The sequence below is a fragment of the Thiohalomonas denitrificans genome (assembly GCF_900102855.1).
In the GTDB taxonomy this organism is placed as follows: Bacteria; Pseudomonadota; Gammaproteobacteria; order Thiohalomonadales; family Thiohalomonadaceae; genus Thiohalomonas; species Thiohalomonas denitrificans.
Genome location: NZ_FMWD01000009.1, coordinates 21,615 through 40,374 on the forward strand (window position 1 = coordinate 21,615; position 18,760 = coordinate 40,374).

Genomic DNA, 18,760 nt, shown 5'->3' on the forward strand with positions numbered 1-18,760 from the left:
TTACCACGTCCGGTGCTATGCACATTGGGAAAATCGCCCAGGAATCTCAGCCGGTTATGCCGATGTAAACAGCATAACCGGCCGAAGCGATAATCAACAGATAGCCGATGGGCCTGAGGATCGCGGCCAATGCCGCGAAAAAGGGTGGCACCCGCCTGCCCCGGAACTGCCGTTCGACCTGACGCGGATAATAACGGGCGAAATAGATTCCCACCGCAACGTTGATCAACAGCGAAAAAAAGGTGGCGATGGTCACCGGACATCCTTTTGCAGGATGACCGCCTCGGCAGAGACAATCCGGTCCAGCCGGATGCGAAAGTGCCGGCCATCGAGGTCCTCCACGAACAGGAACTCCTCCTTGCTCGCTTCGGTTTTCAGGTCGAGAGGCCGCAGGGTGCCGATGCAACAGTTGCCATCGATATCGCGCCAGTGCATCCGAAGCCTCTGCCGATGCATGATCGCCAGCTCATAACCGGAGTAAACTTCACAATCGATCGGGCGGTAGTCATCACTCATCTTCGCGCCGCACCTCGACACGTAGGGATTGACCACCCGCCCCGGACACCAGGACACGCAGGGGCCGGCAGCAGACCTCGCAGTCTTCGATATAATCCTGTTCGGCCACCGATGGGTCAATCACCAGTTCCAGCGGTTCTCCGCAGTAGGGGCATTGCGCTTTAGTGTACTGTTGCATGCTCACCTCAATCGGGCAGGAATCCCTCCAGCAGCTCGTTCAGGTAGTTTCTTCCCCGCTCCGTGGGAGAGATACGATCGATGTCCCACTGAATCAGTCCCCGCTCTTCGGCAGCCCTGAGCGGTTTTTCGACAGCGTACAGGGGCAGACCGGTACGCTGCTCGAAAAGTTGCGGCTCGAAGCCATCAAACAGTCGCAGCGCATTCATCATGAACTCCAGAGGCAGCTCGAAACGGCCCACCCGATGCTGTTCAGCCATCACCTCTCCGGAGGAGGCCCGCGCCAGCCAGGTTTCCGGATGGCGCATCTTGTGGCTGCGCACGATGCGCCACACTGCCGGGTCGGTGCGTTTGCCGTGGGCGCCGGGGCCTATCCCGAGATAGTCCCCGAACATCCAGTAATTGAGGTTATGAATACACTGCCGCCCGGGGCGGGCGAAGGCCGAGACTTCGTAGGGGCCATAGCCCGCCGCGGTGAGACGCTCGTGGCCCTGCCGATGCATCGCCCATAGCGATTCGTCATCGGGCAGCGGCGGTGGCGCCTGATAAAACGCGGTATTCGGCTCCAGAGTGAGCTGGTAATAGGAGAGGTGGGCCGGTTCCAGCGCAATCGCCTGTTCCAGGTCGGAGAGGGCCGCCTCCGGACTCTGTCCGGGCAGCCCGTACATCAGGTCGAGATTGAAGTTGTCCAGCCCCGAACGATGGGCCGCCTCGGCAGCGAGTGCGGCCTCCGCACCCGTGTGGATTCGGCCGATCGCCTCCAGCCGGGCGTTGTTAAAGCTCTGCACGCCGATGGAGAGACGGGTGATCCCGGCCGCGCGATATTCCGTAAACCGGCCCTGCTCCAGCGTGCCCGGATTGGCCTCCAGGGTGACCTCCAGGTCCGGCTCGAAACCGAACCGGGCCCGCAGACCCGACAGCAGCCGATCCAGTGCCTCGGGACTCAGCAGGCTGGGCGTGCCGCCACCGATGAAGATGCTGGTCAGCGGCCGACCCCAGACGCTCGGCAGTTCGCCGTCGACATCGGTCAGCAGTGCATCGATAAATGCCGCCTCGGGGATACCGTCCCGCACCGCGTGGGAGTTGAAGTCACAATAGGGGCACTTGCGCACACACCACGGAAAGTGGATATAGAGCGAAAGCGGCGGTACGGAGGTGAAATTCAGCATGGTTTTGTTACGGCCAAGGTGCAGTACACTCCATTAGGCAAAGAGCACGCCTGTGCGTTCCACCGACCCGGAAATCCTTTGGTTAACCACAGAGGACACATAGACTTGTCGGACTGAAGGCCGACCTACATGACGCGTGGCTGCCGGTCGGCCTTCCGGCCGTCGTTCGGGTTTCGACGGGCTAAAACCCGACCTACAAATGCGCATAACAGTTTTAACTACCGAGATGTCTGGAGGCTTAGTCCAGCCCTCCGCGTCTTCTGTAGTTATCATCCGTCCGCCTTTGTTCATGCCTTCAGCGCCTCGACCAGTGCCCGCAGGGCCTGGCCACGATGGGAGAGACGATTTTTCTCTTCCCCGGAGAGCTGCGCGGCAGTGCAATCGTGATCGGGAACATAGAAGACCGGGTCGTAGCCAAAGCCACTCTCACCCTTCGGCTCGCGGGCGATGCGCCCCTCCCAACTGCCCTGGCAAATGATTGGGGTGGGGTCCGCCTCATGATCCATGTAGACCATCAGGCATTGGAAACGCGCAGTACGCCCGGCATCTTCAACACCGCTCAACTCCTCGAGAAGCTTTTCCAGATTGGCCTGATCCGTAGCACCGGGACCGGCATAACGGGCGGAGTAGATCCCGGGCGCGCCGTTGAGGACATCCACCTCCAGACCCGAATCGTCGGCGATGGCAGGCAGCCCGGTGTGCGCGGCCGCATTGCGGGCCTTCAGGATCGCGTTCTCCACGAACGTCAGTCCCGTCTCCTCGACCTCTTCCACACCGAACTCCGTCTGCGGCACCACCTCGATATCCAGTCCGGCGAGGATCTCGTTGATCTCCCGTACCTTGCCCCTGTTGCCACTGGCCAGTACAACTCGCTTCATTCGTTCACTCCTTAACCGAAAAACCACAGAGGACACAGAGACCCATTAAACCTCTCTGTGTTTAGGGCACTTCTATTAATCCAACGCGGATTCTGTTGGGTCCAAAATCGCCGAGGCCAAGGCGCGCTGCGCAGGCAAGGGTGGCTCCCTTGTCAAGCAGCGCACAAATCCGCCGGGAGCGGATTTGGACGGCCCCAGGCCGGCCCGAAGGGCGGGCTCCAGGGATGGAGTCCGCTACGCCGGGATCGGCGATTTTGGGCCCAACCCTTCGGGCTCGGGACCGTTTTACCCGCTGGGCTGCGTTACAGCTCGCTCATGTGAAGCAACCACACATCACTCGCTGCGCCTTGCCAGCGGACAAAACGGCCACGAGCAGAACCGTGTTGGATTAATAGAAGTGCCCTTTACTGTGGTTTAAACCGTATTAACCTTCCAGTGCTTCGGTCTGCTTGCGGATCAGATCGGCAATGCCGCCCTCGGCGAGGTCGATCATGACGTCGAACTCTTCGCGGCGGAAGGCGTGCCCTTCGGCGGTACCCTGGACTTCGATGAAGGCACTGCCGTCGTTCATCACCACGTTCATGTCCGTCTCGGCGGTGGAGTCCTCCGCATAATCCAGGTCCAGCACCGGCGTCCCCTGATAGATACCCACCGAGACGGAGGCGATCTTGCCGTGCAGCGGGTTCTTTTTGATGACGCGCTTGTCGAGAAGATGCTGCATGGCATCGGCGAGTGCCACGAAACCGCCGGTTATGGAGGCGGTACGGGTCCCACCGTCGGCCTGGATCACATCGCAATCGATGGTGACGGTGCGCTCGCCGAGGGCTTCACGGTCCATCACCGCCCGCAGGGAGCGCCCAATCAGGCGCTGGATCTCCATGGTACGGCCACCCTGACGACCCTGAGCCGCCTCACGTCCCATGCGCGAGCCGGTGGAGCGGGGCAGCATGCCGTATTCTGCGGTCACCCAGCCACAGCCCTTGCCCCTGAGAAAGCGCGGGATACGCTCGTCCACACTGGCCGTACAGATCACTTTGGTATCGCCAAACTCGACCAGTACCGAACCCTCGGCATGCTTGGTGTAATTGCGGGTGAAGCGAATATCGCGCAGTTCGTCGGGGGCTCGTCCGCTTGGACGCATGTGCTGTACTCCTGGATGGGTGGTTTGGTGAAGCTATTGTAAACGGAGCCACAGCCGGGTGCGAACACGAAGTGTCCGGGAAACGGGAAGGCCAAGGGCGGTGTGGCGGCTGCCGCCGCTCCTACCGATCCATCTCTTTTTCGTATTCGTGGATGATCTGCTGGATCTGGTCGATCGCACTCTCCAGCTTCTCCGGGGCGGGGCGCTCGCGCACCAGCTGGACCGGACGGCGTCGCCCCAGACGCTTCAGAAAACGCAGGGCGACCACGCTGATATTGTCGGCGTTGGGATAGGCGCTGTTTTCCGCCCGATCCGCCATCAGTTCCATCGACTCTTCCAGGGTGGAGGCACAACCGAGAAGATCGGCCAGTTCGCTCTCCTTGACCGAATCCCAGAGACCGTCCGAGCAGAGCATGAGAACATCCTTCTCCTGCAGGGCGACGGGGGGCGCCAATGCCACATCCGGCCGATAACGGGTGCAACCGATGCACTGGGTAATCTGGTTGCGACGTGGATGCCTGGAGCGTTCCTCGTCATCGATCAGACCCTGGCGATAGAGGCTTTCCACATAGGAATGGTCACGGGTCCGGTAGATACTGCGACCACCGCGAAAGAAGTACAGGCGGCTGTCCCCCACATGGGCCCAGTGTGCCTCTCCGTTCTGAACCAGGCAGAGTACGGCGGTGGTTCCAGAGCTGGAATGCTCCTGATCGGGGGAAAGGTCCTCGACTAGCCTGTCGTGCGAACGATGGATGATATCCCGCAACAGACCGCCGGTATCCGACACCGGCCGGGGAGAGTTCAGGTAGAGCTCGCGGGCAGCATCGACGACTGCCTGGGCCGCAATTTCCCCCTGCTCCAGGCCGCCCATTCCGTCGGCAAGCACAAGCAGGATACCCTCATCGGTTTCGATGGCAGTCAGCCGGTCCTGATTGGAGGTACGGTTTCCGAGGCGATTGGCACAACCGGTTTCGTATTGCATGGCCTCAGCCCTTCCCCCAAGGCAGACTATTGGCGATACGTTCCAGCATGGAGCTGTTCTGTTGCTTGTCGTCCCTTTTGCCCGGGTCGTTCATGGCCTCGAGCAGCTCGTCGACGCTCTGCGGCCGGTGCAGCGGGTCCACCTCTGTTGCCCAGTCTATGGCGGCCAGGAGGCCCTGCGAATAGTGTTTTCTGAAGGCCTCCACGGCCGGTCGCATGGTGTCATTCAGGCGACGCTTTTCGGCAGGCGGGGGCGCCACTCCTTCAATGCAGGTCCGCATCGTCGCACCCAGGGCGTAGATATCCGACCAGGGACCGACATAGCCCCCGGCCATGGATTGCTCGATGGGGGAGTAGCCGAGTGTGACCACCTGTCCCGGCTGATACTTGCGGCTCTGTTGCTGCTGATGAACGGCACCAAAGTCCAGCAAAAGCGGTTCGCCATGCGCCCGCAGATAGATGTTGCCGGGCTTGATATCGAGATGTAACAGGTCCCGCCCGTGAATGGCCTTGAGGCCATCGAGCAGGCGGGTGAAGACCTTGCGGATCAGCTTTTCGCTGAGGTTTCCGTTGTGCCGCTTGATATACGCCTGCAGATCCATGCCCTTGTGATATTCCGTGGCCATATAGACGGTATCATTAGCCTGGAAGAAGTTAATCACGTTGACGATGGTAGGGTGCTTCAGGGTGGCAAGAATGCTCGCCTCCTGAAAAAACAGCCGACGGCCATGCGTAAACTTCTCCGTTGCCGCTTCGTCTTCGGTACGTACCGTTTTGCCGTCAGGGGCACGTTTGGCGAGCTTGCGCGGCATGTATTCCTTGATGACCACCTGGACCCCGCTGTCGACGACATGGCCCAGGTAGACGATGCTGAATCCGCCACCACCAATAATCCTGTCGATGACATAGTTGTCGACACGGGTACCGACCGGCAGGTTGACGTTTTCGGCAGTTTCCGACATTGGAGGGTTACGTGGGCCGGCAAACTCGCCAGGCAAGTTCGTGACGACCTCGGTTTCGGTTTAAGATGCTCAATCGCGTTTGTATAGCATACACGTCAGGGAGTTCATATGTTGCGCAGCATGACCGCTTTCGCACGGCAGGAAATCCAGGGTAATTGGGGCGCCCTGGCGCTGGAGTTGCGCTCGGTAAATCACCGTTACCTCGAGATCGCGTTGCGGCTTCCGGAGGAGTTCCGCGCTCGCGAACCGGCCATCCGTGAACAAGTGGGCAAACAGCTCGGGCGTGGCAAAGTGGATGTTTCGCTGCGCTATACCCCGCCCTCCGGTGGTGCCGAACTCCAGCTCAATCAGGCGCTTGCCAAACAGCTGGCCCAGTTCAGCCGCGAGGTGGACGCCCTTATCTATAATGCCTCGCCGGTCAGTTCCATGGAAATCCTGGGCTGGCCGGGGGTCCTCGAAGCTGCCCGCCCCGACCCCGATCAGCTTCAGGAGCGCTTCACGGCGCTGCTCGAAGAGGCCCTGAAGGAACTGGTGGCTACCCGCGAACGGGAGGGCGACCGGCTCGAATCATTGATTTTACAACGTTGCGACGCCATCGAAGAGGTGCTGAAAGAGGTCCGCACACGCCTGCCGGAACTCCAGCAGCGACTTCGCGAACGCCTGGAACAGCGCCTGGCAGAGGCTCGTGCAGAGCTGGACGAGGGGCGACTGGAACAGGAACTGGTCTATTTTGCCAACAAACTCGACGTGGATGAAGAGCTGGATCGGCTTGATGCGCATATCGACGAGGTACGCCGGGTCCTGAAGGAGAAAAAACCGGTCGGCAGACGACTCGACTTCCTGATGCAGGAACTGAACCGCGAAGCCAACACACTCGCCTCGAAATCCAGCGATACCATGGTAACCCGCGCCTCGGTCGACCTGAAGGTCTACATCGAACAGATGCGCGAACAGGTGCAGAACATCGAATAGATGATGCGGTGAGCCTGCGAACCCCATCAACGGTGTACGTCGAGCAAATAACACGAAATGCCATCAACATCCGGTAACGCGCAGGTAACTGCAACGAACACATCAAGGAGTTGATTTATGACGGCAAATGCTGCCGCCCACGGTACGCTGTTCATCATCTCCGCGCCCTCCGGGGCGGGGAAGACCAGCCTGGTCAAGGCGCTGGTGGCATCCACCGCTGCGCTGGAGGTCTCCGTCTCCCACACCACTCGCCCCATGCGGACGGGCGAGGAGAATGGGGTCGACTATCACTTCGTGGCGGCCGATGCCTTCCTGAAGATGGCGGAACAGGGCGCGTTCCTGGAGCACGCGCAGGTTTTCGACAACTTTTACGGGACGGCCGAGTCGACCGTGGTGGAGCGCCTGGCGACGGGTCGGGACGTGATTCTGGAGATCGACTGGCAAGGGGCGCAGCAGGTCCGCCAACGACTGCCCGAGACCGTGGGGATCTTTATCCTTCCACCCTCAAGGGAGGCATTGGAGCACCGTCTCAAGGGGCGCGGCCAGGATGATCAGGCGATTATCGACCGTCGCATGCGCGATGCGGTCAGCGAAATGAGCCATTACGCCGAATTCGACTACCTGGTGGTGAACGACGACTTCGATACGGCACTCGATGAACTGCGCTGCATCGTCACCAGCCAGCGGCTGCGTCGACCCGTGCAGGAGGCCCGCCATGACGAGAACCTGCAACTACTATTGAAGGAGTCGGGCCACTAAAGCACCGGCTTCGCCAATGCAGGTCAGCCTTCAGGCCGACACAAATCGATCTACAGTCCAACTGTACAAACCCTGTGCGGTCGGGGTTTTGCAAGGGATACTTCATCACCCATGTGTCATTTCCCGGACATCCGGGTTATGATCAGACTCTTTATATCCGAACGCCCCAAGCAGGAGAATTCCGGATGGCTCGAGTAACCGTCGAAGACTGCCTCGATAACGTCGACAATCGTTTTCAGCTGGTGCTGCTTGCCACGCGCCGCGCCCGTCAGCTGGCCAACGGGAAAGAGGCATTGCTGGACTGGGAAAACGACAAACCGACCGTCGTGGCCCTGCGCGAGATTGCAGAAGGCAAAGTGGGCCGTGAGCTGCTGAACACGACGACTGCCGAAGATCTGTCCGCCGCTGCACCCAATGTCAGCGAGGATGAGGCCCGCGAAGAGACCACCTGACCCGGCGCCGATCATGACGGCGTTGGAAGAAGGCCCGGTTTTCCTTATCAGTGACCTGTGCGATCTGCTCGAGTCCTATCTTGAGCCGGATCAGGTTGCCGAGGTTTACCGGGCCTATCTGTTTGGTGCCGAGGCCCACGAAGGCCAGCACCGCCTCTCCGGCGAGCCCTATATCTATCACCCGCTTGCCGTGGCGCGCATCCTTGCCGAGATGCGCATGGATGCCTGCAGCATCGTCGCCGCCATTCTCCACGACGTCATCGAGGACACAACCACTGCCAAAGAGCAGTTGGTCACCGAATTCGGTGAGGAAGTTGCCGAACTGGTCGACGGCGTCAGCAAGCTCACCCATATCGAGTTCGAATCCAAGGCCGAGGCGCAGGCGGAAAACTTCCGCAAGATGATGCTGGCGATGGTGCGGGATATCCGCGTCATTCTCATCAAGCTCGCCGATCGGCTGCACAACATGCGCACGCTGGGGGTCATGCGCCCCGACAAGCGCCGTCGCATCGCCCGCGAAACCCTCGAGACCTATGCCCCCATTGCCAGTCGCCTGGGCATCAATTCGATCAGGCTGGAACTCCAGGATCTCGGCTTCGCTGCCTATCACCCGATGCGCTATCGGGTACTCGCCGAGGCGGTGCGCAAGGCCTGCGGCCACCGTAAGGAGGTGGTGCTGCGCGTGCAGAGCGCCATTCAGGAGCGGCTTCGCCAGGAGAACCTGCCGGGTCAAATCGACGGGCGCGAAAAACACCTCTACAGCATCTATAAAAAGATGCGCAACAAGAACGTCTCCTTTACCGATGTCATGGACGTATTCGCCTTGCGCATCGTGGTGGACAGTGTGGATGCCTGCTATCGAGTACTCGGCGCGGTACACAACCTCTATAAACCGATGCCAGGCAAGTTCAAGGATTACATTGCCATTCCCAAGGCCAACGGTTATCAGTCGCTACATACCACGCTGCTGTCGCCCTACGGCTTCCCGCTCGAGGTGCAGATCCGCACCGAGGACATGGACAAGGTGGCGCGTGCCGGCATTGCCGCTCACTGGCTCTACAAGAGCGGCGAGGAGAGCCACTCCATCGCCCAAGCCCGGGCCCGCCAATGGCTCTCCAATCTGCTGGAGATGCAGAAGAGCGCGGGCGATTCCATGGAGTTCCTGGAGAACGTCAAGGTCGACCTGTTTCCGGACGAGGTCTACGTCTTCACCCCGAAAGGGGAGATCATGGAGCTCCCTCGGGGGGCCACCGCGGTGGACTTTGCCTATGCCGTGCACACCGACGTGGGCACCCGCTGTGTCGCCGCCAAGGTGGAGCGGCGCCTGGTGCCGCTACACACCAAGCTGCAGAGCGGCCAGTCGGTGGAGGTGATCACCGCCCCGGGGGCTCGCCCCAATCCCACCTGGCTGAACTTCGTCGTCACCGGCAAGGCGCGGGCTACCATCCGCCACTATCTCAAGAACCTCAAAAGGGACGAATCGGTCGCTTTGGGTCGACGCATGCTGGAGAAAGCCCTGGGTGCGCATGAACGGCGACTGGAGGAGATATCGAGCGAACGCCTGTGGGCACTGCTCGCGGAGTACAAGCTGGAGAACCTGGAGGATCTGCTGGCGGAGATCGGGCTAGGCAACCGTATGGCGCCACTGGTGACCGGAACCCTGATGCGCGACCAGCTGGCCCCGCATCCGGAACCGGACGACTCCGCCGATCAGGGGCCGTCCCTCGTGATCAAGGGAACCGAAGGGACCGTGGTCTCATTCGCCAAGTGCTGCCGCCCCATTCCCGGTGACCACATCCTCGGTTTTCTGACCGCCGGACGCGGTGTCGTGGTCCATACTCAGACCTGCAAGAACCTCTCCGAATACCGCAAGCGGCCGGAGCGCTGGCTCGATGTGGAGTGGGAAAGCGACGTAGAGGGCGACTTCCCGGTGGATATCCGGATCGAGGTGGCCAACCAGCGCGGCGTTCTCGCCACCCTGGCCGCTAACGTGGCCGAGACCGGAGCCAATATCGACAACGTCAGCCTCGAAGAGCGTGACGGCGTCCATGCCGCTATCTTTCTGACCCTGTCGGTATCCGGCCGCCGCCACCTGGCAAGAATCATCCGCCGACTTCGAACCGTCCCGGAGGTATTGAAGATCACCCGGGTACGAGGTTAATTTTCAACCAAAACGGAAATCACGCATGGCACGAGAGATCATCCAGACCGACAAGGCCCCGGCGGCCATCGGTACCTATTCCCAGGCAGTCAAGGTGGGAAGCACCGTTTACCTTTCGGGACAGATTCCGCTGGTTCCCGAAACCATGGAGCTGGTGGGGGATGCGGCCGAGGCGCAGATCCGGCGGGTGTTCGATAACCTGTCGGCGGTGGCCGAGGCAGCGGGCGGCTCCCTGGCCGATGTGGCCAAGCTGAACATCTTCCTGACCGACCTGACGCACTTTCCGCTGGTGAACGAAATCATGGCCAACTATCTCCAGCAGCCCTATCCCGCGCGCGCCGCCATCGGCGTGGCCGCACTGCCCAAGGGCGCGCAAGTGGAGATGGATGCGGTGATGGAGCTCGACGGCTAAGCAGTGTGGTGAAGGCGACGCAACGGAGGGCGCCTGCCGACCCCACCGACCTGCCGGTCAACGCCTTGCGGGGCGTGGGCCCGCGCATTGCCGAGCGCCTGGAGCGGCTCGGCATCACCCGCGTATATGACCTCCTGTTCCATCTCCCCACCCGCTATCAGGACCGTACCCGCGTAGTTCCCATCGGGACGCTGCGCCCCGGCGACGAAGCCGTGGTGGAGGGGCGCGTGCAGCTTACCGAGGTAAAATTTGCCCGTCGGCGCATGCTGCTGTCGCGCATCACTGACAATACCGGCAGCATGACCCTGCGTCTGTTTCACTTCAATGCCGCACAGCGCGAAATGCTCGAGCGCGGGGCACGAGTCCGCTGCTACGGACAGGTGCGTAGCGGCGCTGCAACCCTGGAGATGGTCCACCCGGAATTCCGTCGCCTTGAAGGCGAGGAACCGGCGCCGGTGGATGAGCACCTCACCCCGATCTATCCCACCACGGAGGGGCTTCACCAGCTCAGTTTGCGCCAGCTCACCGATCAGGCACTCGGACGAATGGCGGCTGGCGGGCCACCGGACCTGCTGCCCCGGGCGATCCGGGAGGAGTTCGAACTGCCACCCCTCGACGAGGCCCTTCGGTATCTGCACCATCCACCCCCCGAGGCCGCCCTGGACGTGCTGAGCGAGAGGCGACACCCTGCTCAGCAGCGGCTGGCCTTTGAGGAGCTGCTGGCCCATCGGCTGAGTCTGCGCCGGCTGCGAGCCCGGGTTACCGACAGCAGTGCGCCGCCGCTGTTGGGCAACGGCCATCTGCGCGAACAATTCGAACGCGATTTGCCGTTTGCATTGACCGGGGCGCAGCGACGCGTAAGCAACGAAATTGCGGTCGATCTCGACCAGCCGCACCCGATGCAGCGCCTGGTACAGGGCGATGTGGGCTCGGGCAAGACGGTGGTGGCTGCGCTGGCAGTGCTGAAGGCGATAGAGGCCGGCTTTCAGGCGGCGGTGATGGCGCCGACCGAAATCCTGGCCGAACAGCACTTCCGCAGTTTTAGAAACTGGCTCGAACCGCTGGGACTCGAGGTGGTCTGGCTCTCCGGCAAGCAGAAGGTCGGGACGCGCCGGGGCGCCATGGAACACCTCGCCAGTGGGGCCGCTGCCGTCGCGGTCGGCACCCACGCACTGTTCCAGGAGGCGGTGGATTTCGACGAACTGGGGCTCGTGGTCATCGATGAACAGCACCGTTTCGGGGTCCATCAGCGCCTCGCCCTGCGCGAAAAGGGCAAAGTCGGGGAGCGCTATCCCCATCAGCTGATCATGACTGCCACCCCCATCCCCCGAACCCTGGCCATGACCGCCTACGCGGATCTGGATGTCTCGGTCATCGACGAGCTGCCCCCCGGTCGCACGCCGGTGGAGACCGTAGTGGTGGCGGATTCCCGCCGCGACGAAGTCGTCGAGCGGGTGCACGCCGCCTGCCGCAGCGGCGCCCAGGCCTACTGGGTCTGTACCCTGGTGGAGGAGTCGGATGCCCTGCAGTGCCAGGCGGCGGAGGAGAGCGCCGAAGAGTTGAGCGAGGCGCTGCCGGATCTGAGGGTCGGACTGGTGCACGGACGCATGAAGCCAAAGGACAAGGAGTCGGTCATGGCCGACTTCAAGGCCGGGGTCATCGACCTGCTGGTGGCCACCACCGTCATTGAGGTCGGGGTGGATGTCCCCAATGCCAGCCTCATGATCATCGAAAATGCCGAGCGCTTTGGTCTCGCACAGCTGCACCAGTTGCGTGGCCGGGTTGGGCGCGGGCGCAAAAAAAGCAGCTGTGTCCTCATGTATCATGGCCCGCTGTCGCAGACGGCGCGGCAACGGCTGGCCGCCATGCGTGAGACCGCCGACGGCTTCGAGATCGCCCGCCGCGACCTGGAACTGCGGGGGCCGGGTGAAGTGCTGGGCACCCGACAGACCGGCATGCTCAACCTGCGTATTGCCGACCTGCAGCGGGATCAACCGCTGCTACCTGCGGTAGCCCGTGCTGCCGATCGGCTGCTGGAACAGGATGCCAAAGCCGTTGATGCCATCATCCAGCGCTGGCTGGGACAGGGCGAACGTTACGGCGAGGTCTGAGCTGGTTCTTGCTCAAAGCGTGTCCATTCCGCCAATTCCGACACGGGATTCAGAGCCCCGGCGAATTATCCTAGTGTACTGTTGCATGCTTGGCGGTGCCCGCTCAAGGCCGTTAGTCTGTGCTTTTTGAGGTTAGAATCGTTCCATGAGAAGACGTTGCGGCAAGGCAGGAAATGAGCCGGTTTGGCAGGCGGCCAACCGGTTGCGACGGAGTGCGCTGCCGCCACACCTCATCGGGTGGCTGCTCGATGACTCCTCGCTGACCCGATGGCTCAAACAGGCCTGCAACGGCCGCTTCGCGGTCCGGGTTCTGCGTCAGGGCTGGACCGTTCCGATGAGCTGCGAAACGGCGGCGCTGAAGTTGCCCCTGCGTCGCCGGGCGATGGTGCGGGAGGTACTGCTGCTTTGTGATGACGTGCCGTGGGTATTTGCGCGTACGGTGATCCCCAAACGCACATTGGGCGGTCCGGGCGGTAGGCTGGCGTTTCTCGGCAACCGGCCGCTGGGCGAGCTCCTGTTCCGCGACCCGAGGGTGCGGCGAGGCCGCCTTGAGGTGAGCCGGGTCACCCCCGCACTGCTCGGAGTGGAGAGCACGCAGGCTCCGGTATGGGGGCGGCGCTCGATCTTCCGCCTCTCGGAACGCCCGCTACTGGTCAGCGAATATTTCATTGGTGAACTGCCGCCCTGGCCGGGCGAGCGGAGTCGCTGATGAAGGCCCTGGCGATCAACCGGGACCGACTCGAACGCTATCTCCGGATTACCCGTTTGCACGAACCGTGGGACCTCGGCTTCCTGGTGGCCGCCGGACTCTCCGCCAACTGGATGGCCGCCGGGGGCGTGCCACCCGGCGATACGCTGTTCGCCTTTCTTCTCGGTGCGCTGGCAATGCGCTGCGGGGCCTGGGTATTTTGCGATTTGGCCGACGCCCGTTTCTTTGACGGTTCACCCGAATCGTTGGTGGCACGCGGCACCTTCGACATGCAGACGGCCATACGCCTGTTCACGGTCTTGTGTGCCATTGCGTTCGCCAGCGCCATCTACCTGGGCCGGCATGTAGTGATATTTTCTCCCTTGGCCTGGGGGTTATTGATCGCCTACCCCTATGCACGGCAACACACCTTTCTGAGCTCCCTTGTGCTGGCGATGGCGACGGCCCTGGCCGTACCCATCGCCTGGCTGGCCAACGGCCAGACTCCCGGGGCTATCGCCTGGCTGCTGTTCGTGTTTGTGCTGATGTGGAGTAGCGCCTTTTTGCTGCTATATGCCCTACCACGTCGTGATCAGGAGTCCAGACTGGGCGCACGCTCTCTGGTAAATCTGGTCGGTGACGGCGTGCCGCTGGTGGTGGGACTCCTTCAGGCGGGAGCATTGGCAGCGGCGGCTCTGGCGGGACAGCGGGCTGATCTTGGCCCCCTGTTTGAATTCGGCTGGCTGGCGGCAGCCATGGTCGCCATCTACCAATTGTTTCTACTGGTCAGGGCCCGGGACGGCGATGCCGAGCGCGCCTACCAAAGTAATCTGTGGTTAGGGCTGGCAATATTTGGTGGAATTGCTGCACACTATGTGTGCTTGGTCACAAAAATGCTGTGACGCAGGTCACAAAAAGGGAGCTGTAGCCACTGAAAAAATGGGATGTATCTTTGTTCGGGTTTTTTCGATATCTAACTGCTGAATCCGGTAAGCTAGATCGATAATTAGAATAGAACTCAATCGCTCAAAACTGATCGGCAAAATTCAGAATGACGATAAATACACGCCGGCCCGGAGGATGCTGACCCTTCCCTGGAAAAAGCGGAGAAGCTCACGTGGCCTCGCGGGTCTGGCGCTCACGGACGCCGGTATCGCCTCGGCCCGCGTGCTGCAACGCAACGATGGAGCACCTCGTCTCGTTGCGTGCCAGTTTACTCCAGCCCGCTCCCCTGAACAGCTGCCGTCCTTGCTGAGGACGCTTGCCGAAGAGCAGAAGCTGGACAGAACCATCAGCGTTATCGGCCAGAATGATTTCAATCTGCTGCTGGTCGAGGCCCCGGAGGTGGATCCTACCGAACTGAAGGCAGCGGTTCGGTGGCGCATTAAAGACCTGATCGGATTCCATATCGATGATGCCGTCATCGATGTGTTCGATATTCCCAGCCAGCGAAACGGGCGGGCACGCATGATGTACGCAGTAGTCGCCAAGACCCATGCCGTGCGCCATCATATCGATCTGCTCGAAGGTGCCGGCCTCGACCTGGACATCATCGATATTCCCGAGTTGGCTCTGCGAAATCTGGCCTCCATCCTGCCCGAGGACGAGACCGGGGTTGCCACCCTGTACCTGAACCCCTTGGGAGGGATGCTGACCCTCACCCGGCAATCCAACCTCTACCTGGCCCGTACTCTCGACATCGGGGTGGAGCGACTTTCCCGGGAAACGGTAAACGACGCCGACGAGTCCATCCCCGAAGGCGGCGAAATCGGTGCGGAGCAGCAGAGCAAGATCACCACCTCACTCCAGCGCATGTTCGACAGTATCGTCCTTGAGGTGCAGCGCTCGCTGGATTATTACGAGAGTCATTTTCTGCTTCCGCCGGTGAGTGGACTGGTTATTGCCCCGACGGAAAAACCGATCCCCCACCTGGTGCGCTATATGGCTGACAACCTGGACATTCCGGTTCGAATGATGGACCTGAACGCCCTGCTCGACATTGACCAGCCGCTTAGTGATGAGCTGCAGGCGCAGTGTCTACCGGCGATCGGAGCCGCGCTGCGCCGCGAGGAGAAAACCCTCTGATGCAGCAGATCAATCTCTACCAGCCCATTTTCAAGCGACAAGAGAAAGTCTTCTCGGCCAAGACCCTGCTGCAGGCCGGCCTGCTGGTGGTCGTAGGCCTGGTCGCCGTTTACGGCTATGGACTCTGGCAGACGGTCAAGCTGGATGAACGGGTAGAGGCCTTTGAGCAGCAGCGGGGCGCGGCACTGAAACGACTGCAACAGGTCTCGAACCAGTTTCCCGCACCCAAACGGGACCCGGCTCTGCAAACCCGATTACAGCAGCTGGAAAAGGAACTGGCAGGCAAGCAGCGGGTTGTAAAGGCGCTCGATTCGCCCCGATTCGGGAACCGAAAGGGATTCACCGATCGATTGGAAGCCTTTGCCCGACAACGGCCGCAGAGACTCTGGCTGCAGCACGTTTCACTCCGCGAGGGGGGCGACGACATAATCCTGGCAGGCAGCACCTATCAACCGGAGCAGGTCCCGCAATTCGTGCAACGACTCGGACAGGAGGGTTCGCTCACGGGGTTCACCTTTCGTCGCCTGCTGATAACCCGCTCCGAAGAGGAGGCGGGACGGGTAGACTTCACGCTTCGCAGCCAACCGGAAAAAAAGGAGGCCGCCCGGTGAAGGAGCTGAAGGCGCGCATTGAACAGCTGCGACTTCGCATCGACAGCATGACCCTGCGCGAACGGGTGCTGCTGTTCGGCACCGTGGTAGTGGTGCTGTTCATGGCTTGGGACTCCTTTTTGATGGCACCCCTGGGAGCCAGAAACGAGGCCCAGGTAACCAGGCTCGAGACCGTCAGGGGCGAAATCGACAAGATCAATCAGCAGGTCCGGGCGATCCTCGAAGAGCGCAAGAAGGACCCGAACCTGGAATTGAATCGCGACCTGGCGCGCGTAAGCGCGCGTGTTCACAACATTGATCGGCGTATCGCCAAGGAAATGGCGGGGCTAATCGGACCACAGCAGATGGCCCGAATGCTGGAAGAAGTGCTGGTGCAGCAGGACAACCTGAAACCACTGCGCATCGAAAACCTGGGCAGCTCACCGCTGGTAATGCCGACACAGCAGGAATTCGCCGATGGGGATAGCGGTGGCGTCTATCGCCATCGGCTGCTACTGGAGATGGAGGGCGGTTACCTCCAGACCGTTGATTATCTTCGAGCGCTCCAGGCACTGCCCTGGACGTTCTACTGGGACGAAGTCTCTATTGAACTGGTCGATTATCCGACCGCCCGGGTACGACTGGTGGTCTCCACGCTGAGTCTGGAGGAGAACTGGATTGGTACGTAAAGGCTGGTTTGCAGTAACCCTGTCCCTTCTCGTTGCGCCCGCAGGCGCCGCGGCGCTGGATGATCCGATGCGTCCGCCCAACGAGCAACAGACCCGCAGTGTAGTCAGCCACCCGCAACTACAACTGACTGCCGTGATGATCCACCGCGATCGACGGATTGCCGTCATCAACGGTCAGCGGGTGAGAGAAGGCTCACAGATCGCGGGGTCCACGGTCCTGGCCATCAACCCATCCACGGTAACCCTGCGCAGGAATGGAAGACTGACCGCTCTGTCGCTGCTGGACCTGCGAGTCAAAACCATCTCGAAGACCCGGAACCAAGAATGAAAAACCAGGAACACTGCAAGAGCCTGCTTTCCCTGCTGGCGTTAACCGTCGGTCTGGGAGGATGCGCCGGTATCGACAGGGGAGAGACCATGTCGGACATCCGGGCCGCCGCCAGAGAGGGGCTCCAGGGGGCCGAACCGAAGGATAGAGAACCCCCTCCCGACCTCAGTTCGGCGCTCATGCCGGAGCTGCAGGTCGATATCCCCGGTGCGTCCGAGAAGGTACTCGATCAGCATTTTGACGTGAAGGTACGCAGGGCCCCCGCTCGCGACTTTTTCCTGGGTCTTGTGGAGGACACGCCCTATAACATAGTGGTCCATCCGGAGGTCAGCGGACAAATCGACCTCGACCTCAAAAACGTCACCGTGCCGCAAGTCATGGCGATCGTGAAGGATGCCTACGGTTATGATTTCGAGCGCCGTGGCTCGGTCTTTCAAGTGTACCCGAACACCGTTCAGTCCCGTATTTTTTACGTCAACTATCCGGACCTGGTGCGCACCGGCTACTCCGGGATGGAAACCACCTCCACCAGTGTGGCTGATATCAACGGCCGAACCGATGATACCCGCAACGAACGCCAGAACAGTCGCAGCGCCCGGCAAGGCAGTGGCAGCTCGGTAGGTTCGGCTTCCGACTCCAATTTCTGGGAACGGATCCGCGCCGATGTCGAATCGATCGTAGGTCGGGAAGAGGGACGTCGTGTTAGCGTCAACCCCATAGCCGGCCTGATCCTGGTCCGTGCCAAACCGGATGAACTGCGGGATGTCGGACGTTTTCTCGATGCCTCTGCCGTCGCCGTGAAACGGCAGGTAGTGCTGGAGGCACGGATCCTCGAAGTGACGCTCTCCGACGGCTATCGCGCCGGCATAAACTGGATGGATGTAGCCAACTCCGATGGCGAACTGGCGGTATTCGGCCCCGGAGGCAATCTAACCGGTTCAGTAAATACCCAGGGCGACTCGTCGGTTTCAGTCACCGATGACCTGACACTGGGACTCTTCGGCAACGACTTCACGGCACTCATCGATGCACTGAAGACCCAGGGCGATGTCCAGGTACTGTCGAACCCCCGGGTCTCCACCGTCAATAACCAGAAGGCGATTATCAAGGTTGGTTCCGACGAATTCTTCGTCACTGACGTGGAGTCCGACACCATTGCCGGCACGGCCACCACCACCAATACCAGTGTCGAACTGACCCCTTTCTTCTCCGGTGTATCGCTCGATGTCACCCCTCAAATCAGTGCAGAGGGACAGGTGATTCTCCACATCCATCCCACAGTCAGCCAAGTGGCGGAACAGACCAAACAGATCACCACCAGCGCCGGAAGCCTCACGTTGCCACTGGCCGCCAGCACGGTCAGGGAATCCGACACCATGATTCGGGCGGAGAACGGCCAGATCGTGGTGATCGGCGGCCTGATGCAGAATCGCCTTAATACGTCGGAAAACAGAATACCACTGCTCGGGGATATTCCCCTGCTCGGCGGCCTGTTCCGATTCGCCTCGGAGAGCCGCGAAAAAACCGAGCTGGTCATCCTGCTCAAACCCACCGTCGTGGAGGGACCTGCCGAATGGTCGCGCCAGGTCAACGACTCCCTGAACACCTGGGAAGGAATGGAGCAAAGCCGCAAAAGGGATTTGGAAATGAGTCCCGGCGCGGACCACTTCCGGTAGTAGAGGCGGATCA

21 protein-coding genes are annotated in these 18,760 nt (G+C 61.1%); 13 read left to right on the plus strand and 8 right to left on the minus strand.

Going from position 1 to position 18,760, the window contains the following annotated elements:
* Positions 1–46 precede the first annotated feature (46 nt).
* The 8 genes from BLP65_RS13510 to BLP65_RS13545 all read right to left on the minus strand — a co-directional run bounded on the left by BLP65_RS13510 (position 47) and on the right by BLP65_RS13545 (position 5,824).
* Entirely contained in the window at positions 47–256 is a 210-nt protein-coding gene (locus BLP65_RS13510) for a hypothetical protein (RefSeq protein WP_092998280.1), read from the minus strand.
* Positions 253–516, minus strand: coding sequence for a Rho-binding antiterminator (locus BLP65_RS13515; RefSeq protein ID WP_092998282.1), 264 nt, complete (start codon positions 514–516; stop codon positions 253–255). The genes BLP65_RS13510 and BLP65_RS13515 overlap by 4 nt, the downstream gene beginning before the upstream one ends.
* Entirely contained in the window at positions 509–694 is a 186-nt protein-coding gene (locus BLP65_RS13520; RefSeq protein WP_092998284.1) for a CPXCG motif-containing cysteine-rich protein, read from the minus strand. Before BLP65_RS13520 ends, BLP65_RS13515 begins: the two co-directional genes overlap by 8 nt.
* Before the next feature lie 7 nt (positions 695–701).
* The gene (gene hemW / locus BLP65_RS13525) at positions 702–1,862 is read right to left on the minus strand and encodes a radical SAM family heme chaperone HemW (RefSeq protein ID WP_092998286.1); all 1,161 of its coding nucleotides are present in this window, start codon (positions 1,860–1,862) and stop codon (positions 702–704) included.
* A gap of 287 nt (positions 1,863–2,149) precedes the next feature.
* Entirely contained in the window at positions 2,150–2,740 is a 591-nt protein-coding gene (locus BLP65_RS13530; RefSeq protein WP_092998288.1) for an XTP/dITP diphosphatase, read from the minus strand.
* A gap of 424 nt (positions 2,741–3,164) precedes the next feature.
* Entirely contained in the window at positions 3,165–3,881 is a 717-nt protein-coding gene (gene rph / locus BLP65_RS13535) for a ribonuclease PH (protein WP_092998290.1), read from the minus strand.
* Positions 3,882–4,002: 121 nt separating this feature from the next.
* The gene (locus tag BLP65_RS13540) at positions 4,003–4,863 is read right to left on the minus strand and encodes a PP2C family protein-serine/threonine phosphatase (RefSeq protein ID WP_092998292.1); all 861 of its coding nucleotides are present in this window, start codon (positions 4,861–4,863) and stop codon (positions 4,003–4,005) included.
* A gap of 4 nt (positions 4,864–4,867) precedes the next feature.
* On the minus strand, positions 4,868–5,824 hold the full coding sequence (locus BLP65_RS13545) for a serine/threonine protein kinase (protein ID WP_092998294.1): 957 nt from the start codon (positions 5,822–5,824) through the stop codon (positions 4,868–4,870).
* Positions 5,825–5,932: 108 nt separating this feature from the next.
* Here BLP65_RS13545 and BLP65_RS13550 point away from each other — a divergent pair, with 108 nt between their 5' ends.
* The 13 genes from BLP65_RS13550 to mshL all read left to right on the plus strand — a co-directional run bounded on the left by BLP65_RS13550 (position 5,933) and on the right by mshL (position 18,747).
* Positions 5,933–6,796 carry a YicC/YloC family endoribonuclease gene (locus tag BLP65_RS13550; protein ID WP_092998296.1) on the plus strand — a complete coding sequence of 288 codons (864 nt, stop codon included), beginning with the start codon at positions 5,933–5,935 and terminating at the stop codon, positions 6,794–6,796.
* Positions 6,797–6,913: 117 nt separating this feature from the next.
* A complete protein-coding gene (gene gmk / locus BLP65_RS13555; RefSeq protein ID WP_092998298.1) occupies positions 6,914–7,555 on the plus strand; it encodes a guanylate kinase in 642 nt (213 codons plus the stop codon).
* A gap of 185 nt (positions 7,556–7,740) precedes the next feature.
* Complete coding sequence (rpoZ, locus tag BLP65_RS13560; RefSeq protein ID WP_092998300.1) at positions 7,741–8,007, plus strand: DNA-directed RNA polymerase subunit omega; 267 nt, start codon at positions 7,741–7,743, stop codon at positions 8,005–8,007.
* Positions 7,982–10,168 (plus strand): bifunctional GTP diphosphokinase/guanosine-3',5'-bis pyrophosphate 3'-pyrophosphohydrolase, encoded by a 2,187-nt coding sequence (gene spoT / locus BLP65_RS13565; protein ID WP_449649469.1) that lies wholly within the window; start codon positions 7,982–7,984, stop codon positions 10,166–10,168. The genes rpoZ and spoT overlap by 26 nt, the downstream gene beginning before the upstream one ends.
* Before the next feature lie 25 nt (positions 10,169–10,193).
* Complete coding sequence (locus BLP65_RS13570; protein WP_092998304.1) at positions 10,194–10,580, plus strand: RidA family protein; 387 nt, start codon at positions 10,194–10,196, stop codon at positions 10,578–10,580.
* 8 nt (positions 10,581–10,588) lie between these two features.
* Complete coding sequence (gene recG, locus BLP65_RS13575) at positions 10,589–12,691, plus strand: ATP-dependent DNA helicase RecG (protein WP_092998467.1); 2,103 nt, start codon at positions 10,589–10,591, stop codon at positions 12,689–12,691.
* 145 nt (positions 12,692–12,836) lie between these two features.
* On the plus strand, positions 12,837–13,400 hold the full coding sequence (locus BLP65_RS13580) for a chorismate--pyruvate lyase family protein (protein ID WP_092998306.1): 564 nt from the start codon (positions 12,837–12,839) through the stop codon (positions 13,398–13,400).
* Positions 13,400–14,281: a UbiA family prenyltransferase gene (locus BLP65_RS13585; RefSeq protein ID WP_092998308.1), complete on the plus strand. Its 882-nt coding sequence runs from the start codon at positions 13,400–13,402 to the stop codon at positions 14,279–14,281. The genes BLP65_RS13580 and BLP65_RS13585 overlap by 1 nt, the downstream gene beginning before the upstream one ends.
* A 178-nt stretch (positions 14,282–14,459) precedes the next feature.
* Positions 14,460–15,464: a pilus assembly protein PilM gene (gene pilM / locus BLP65_RS13590; protein ID WP_092998310.1), complete on the plus strand. Its 1,005-nt coding sequence runs from the start codon at positions 14,460–14,462 to the stop codon at positions 15,462–15,464.
* Positions 15,464–16,075: a PilN domain-containing protein gene (locus BLP65_RS13595; protein WP_092998312.1), complete on the plus strand. Its 612-nt coding sequence runs from the start codon at positions 15,464–15,466 to the stop codon at positions 16,073–16,075. Before pilM ends, BLP65_RS13595 begins: the two co-directional genes overlap by 1 nt.
* Complete coding sequence (locus BLP65_RS13600) at positions 16,072–16,743, plus strand: hypothetical protein (protein WP_092998314.1); 672 nt, start codon at positions 16,072–16,074, stop codon at positions 16,741–16,743. Before BLP65_RS13595 ends, BLP65_RS13600 begins: the two co-directional genes overlap by 4 nt.
* The gene (locus BLP65_RS13605) at positions 16,733–17,071 is read left to right on the plus strand and encodes a general secretion pathway protein GspB (RefSeq protein ID WP_092998316.1); all 339 of its coding nucleotides are present in this window, start codon (positions 16,733–16,735) and stop codon (positions 17,069–17,071) included. Before BLP65_RS13600 ends, BLP65_RS13605 begins: the two co-directional genes overlap by 11 nt.
* Complete coding sequence (gene mshL, locus BLP65_RS13610) at positions 17,068–18,747, plus strand: pilus (MSHA type) biogenesis protein MshL (RefSeq protein ID WP_092998318.1); 1,680 nt, start codon at positions 17,068–17,070, stop codon at positions 18,745–18,747. Before BLP65_RS13605 ends, mshL begins: the two co-directional genes overlap by 4 nt.
* The last annotated feature ends 13 nt before the right edge of the window (positions 18,748–18,760 follow it).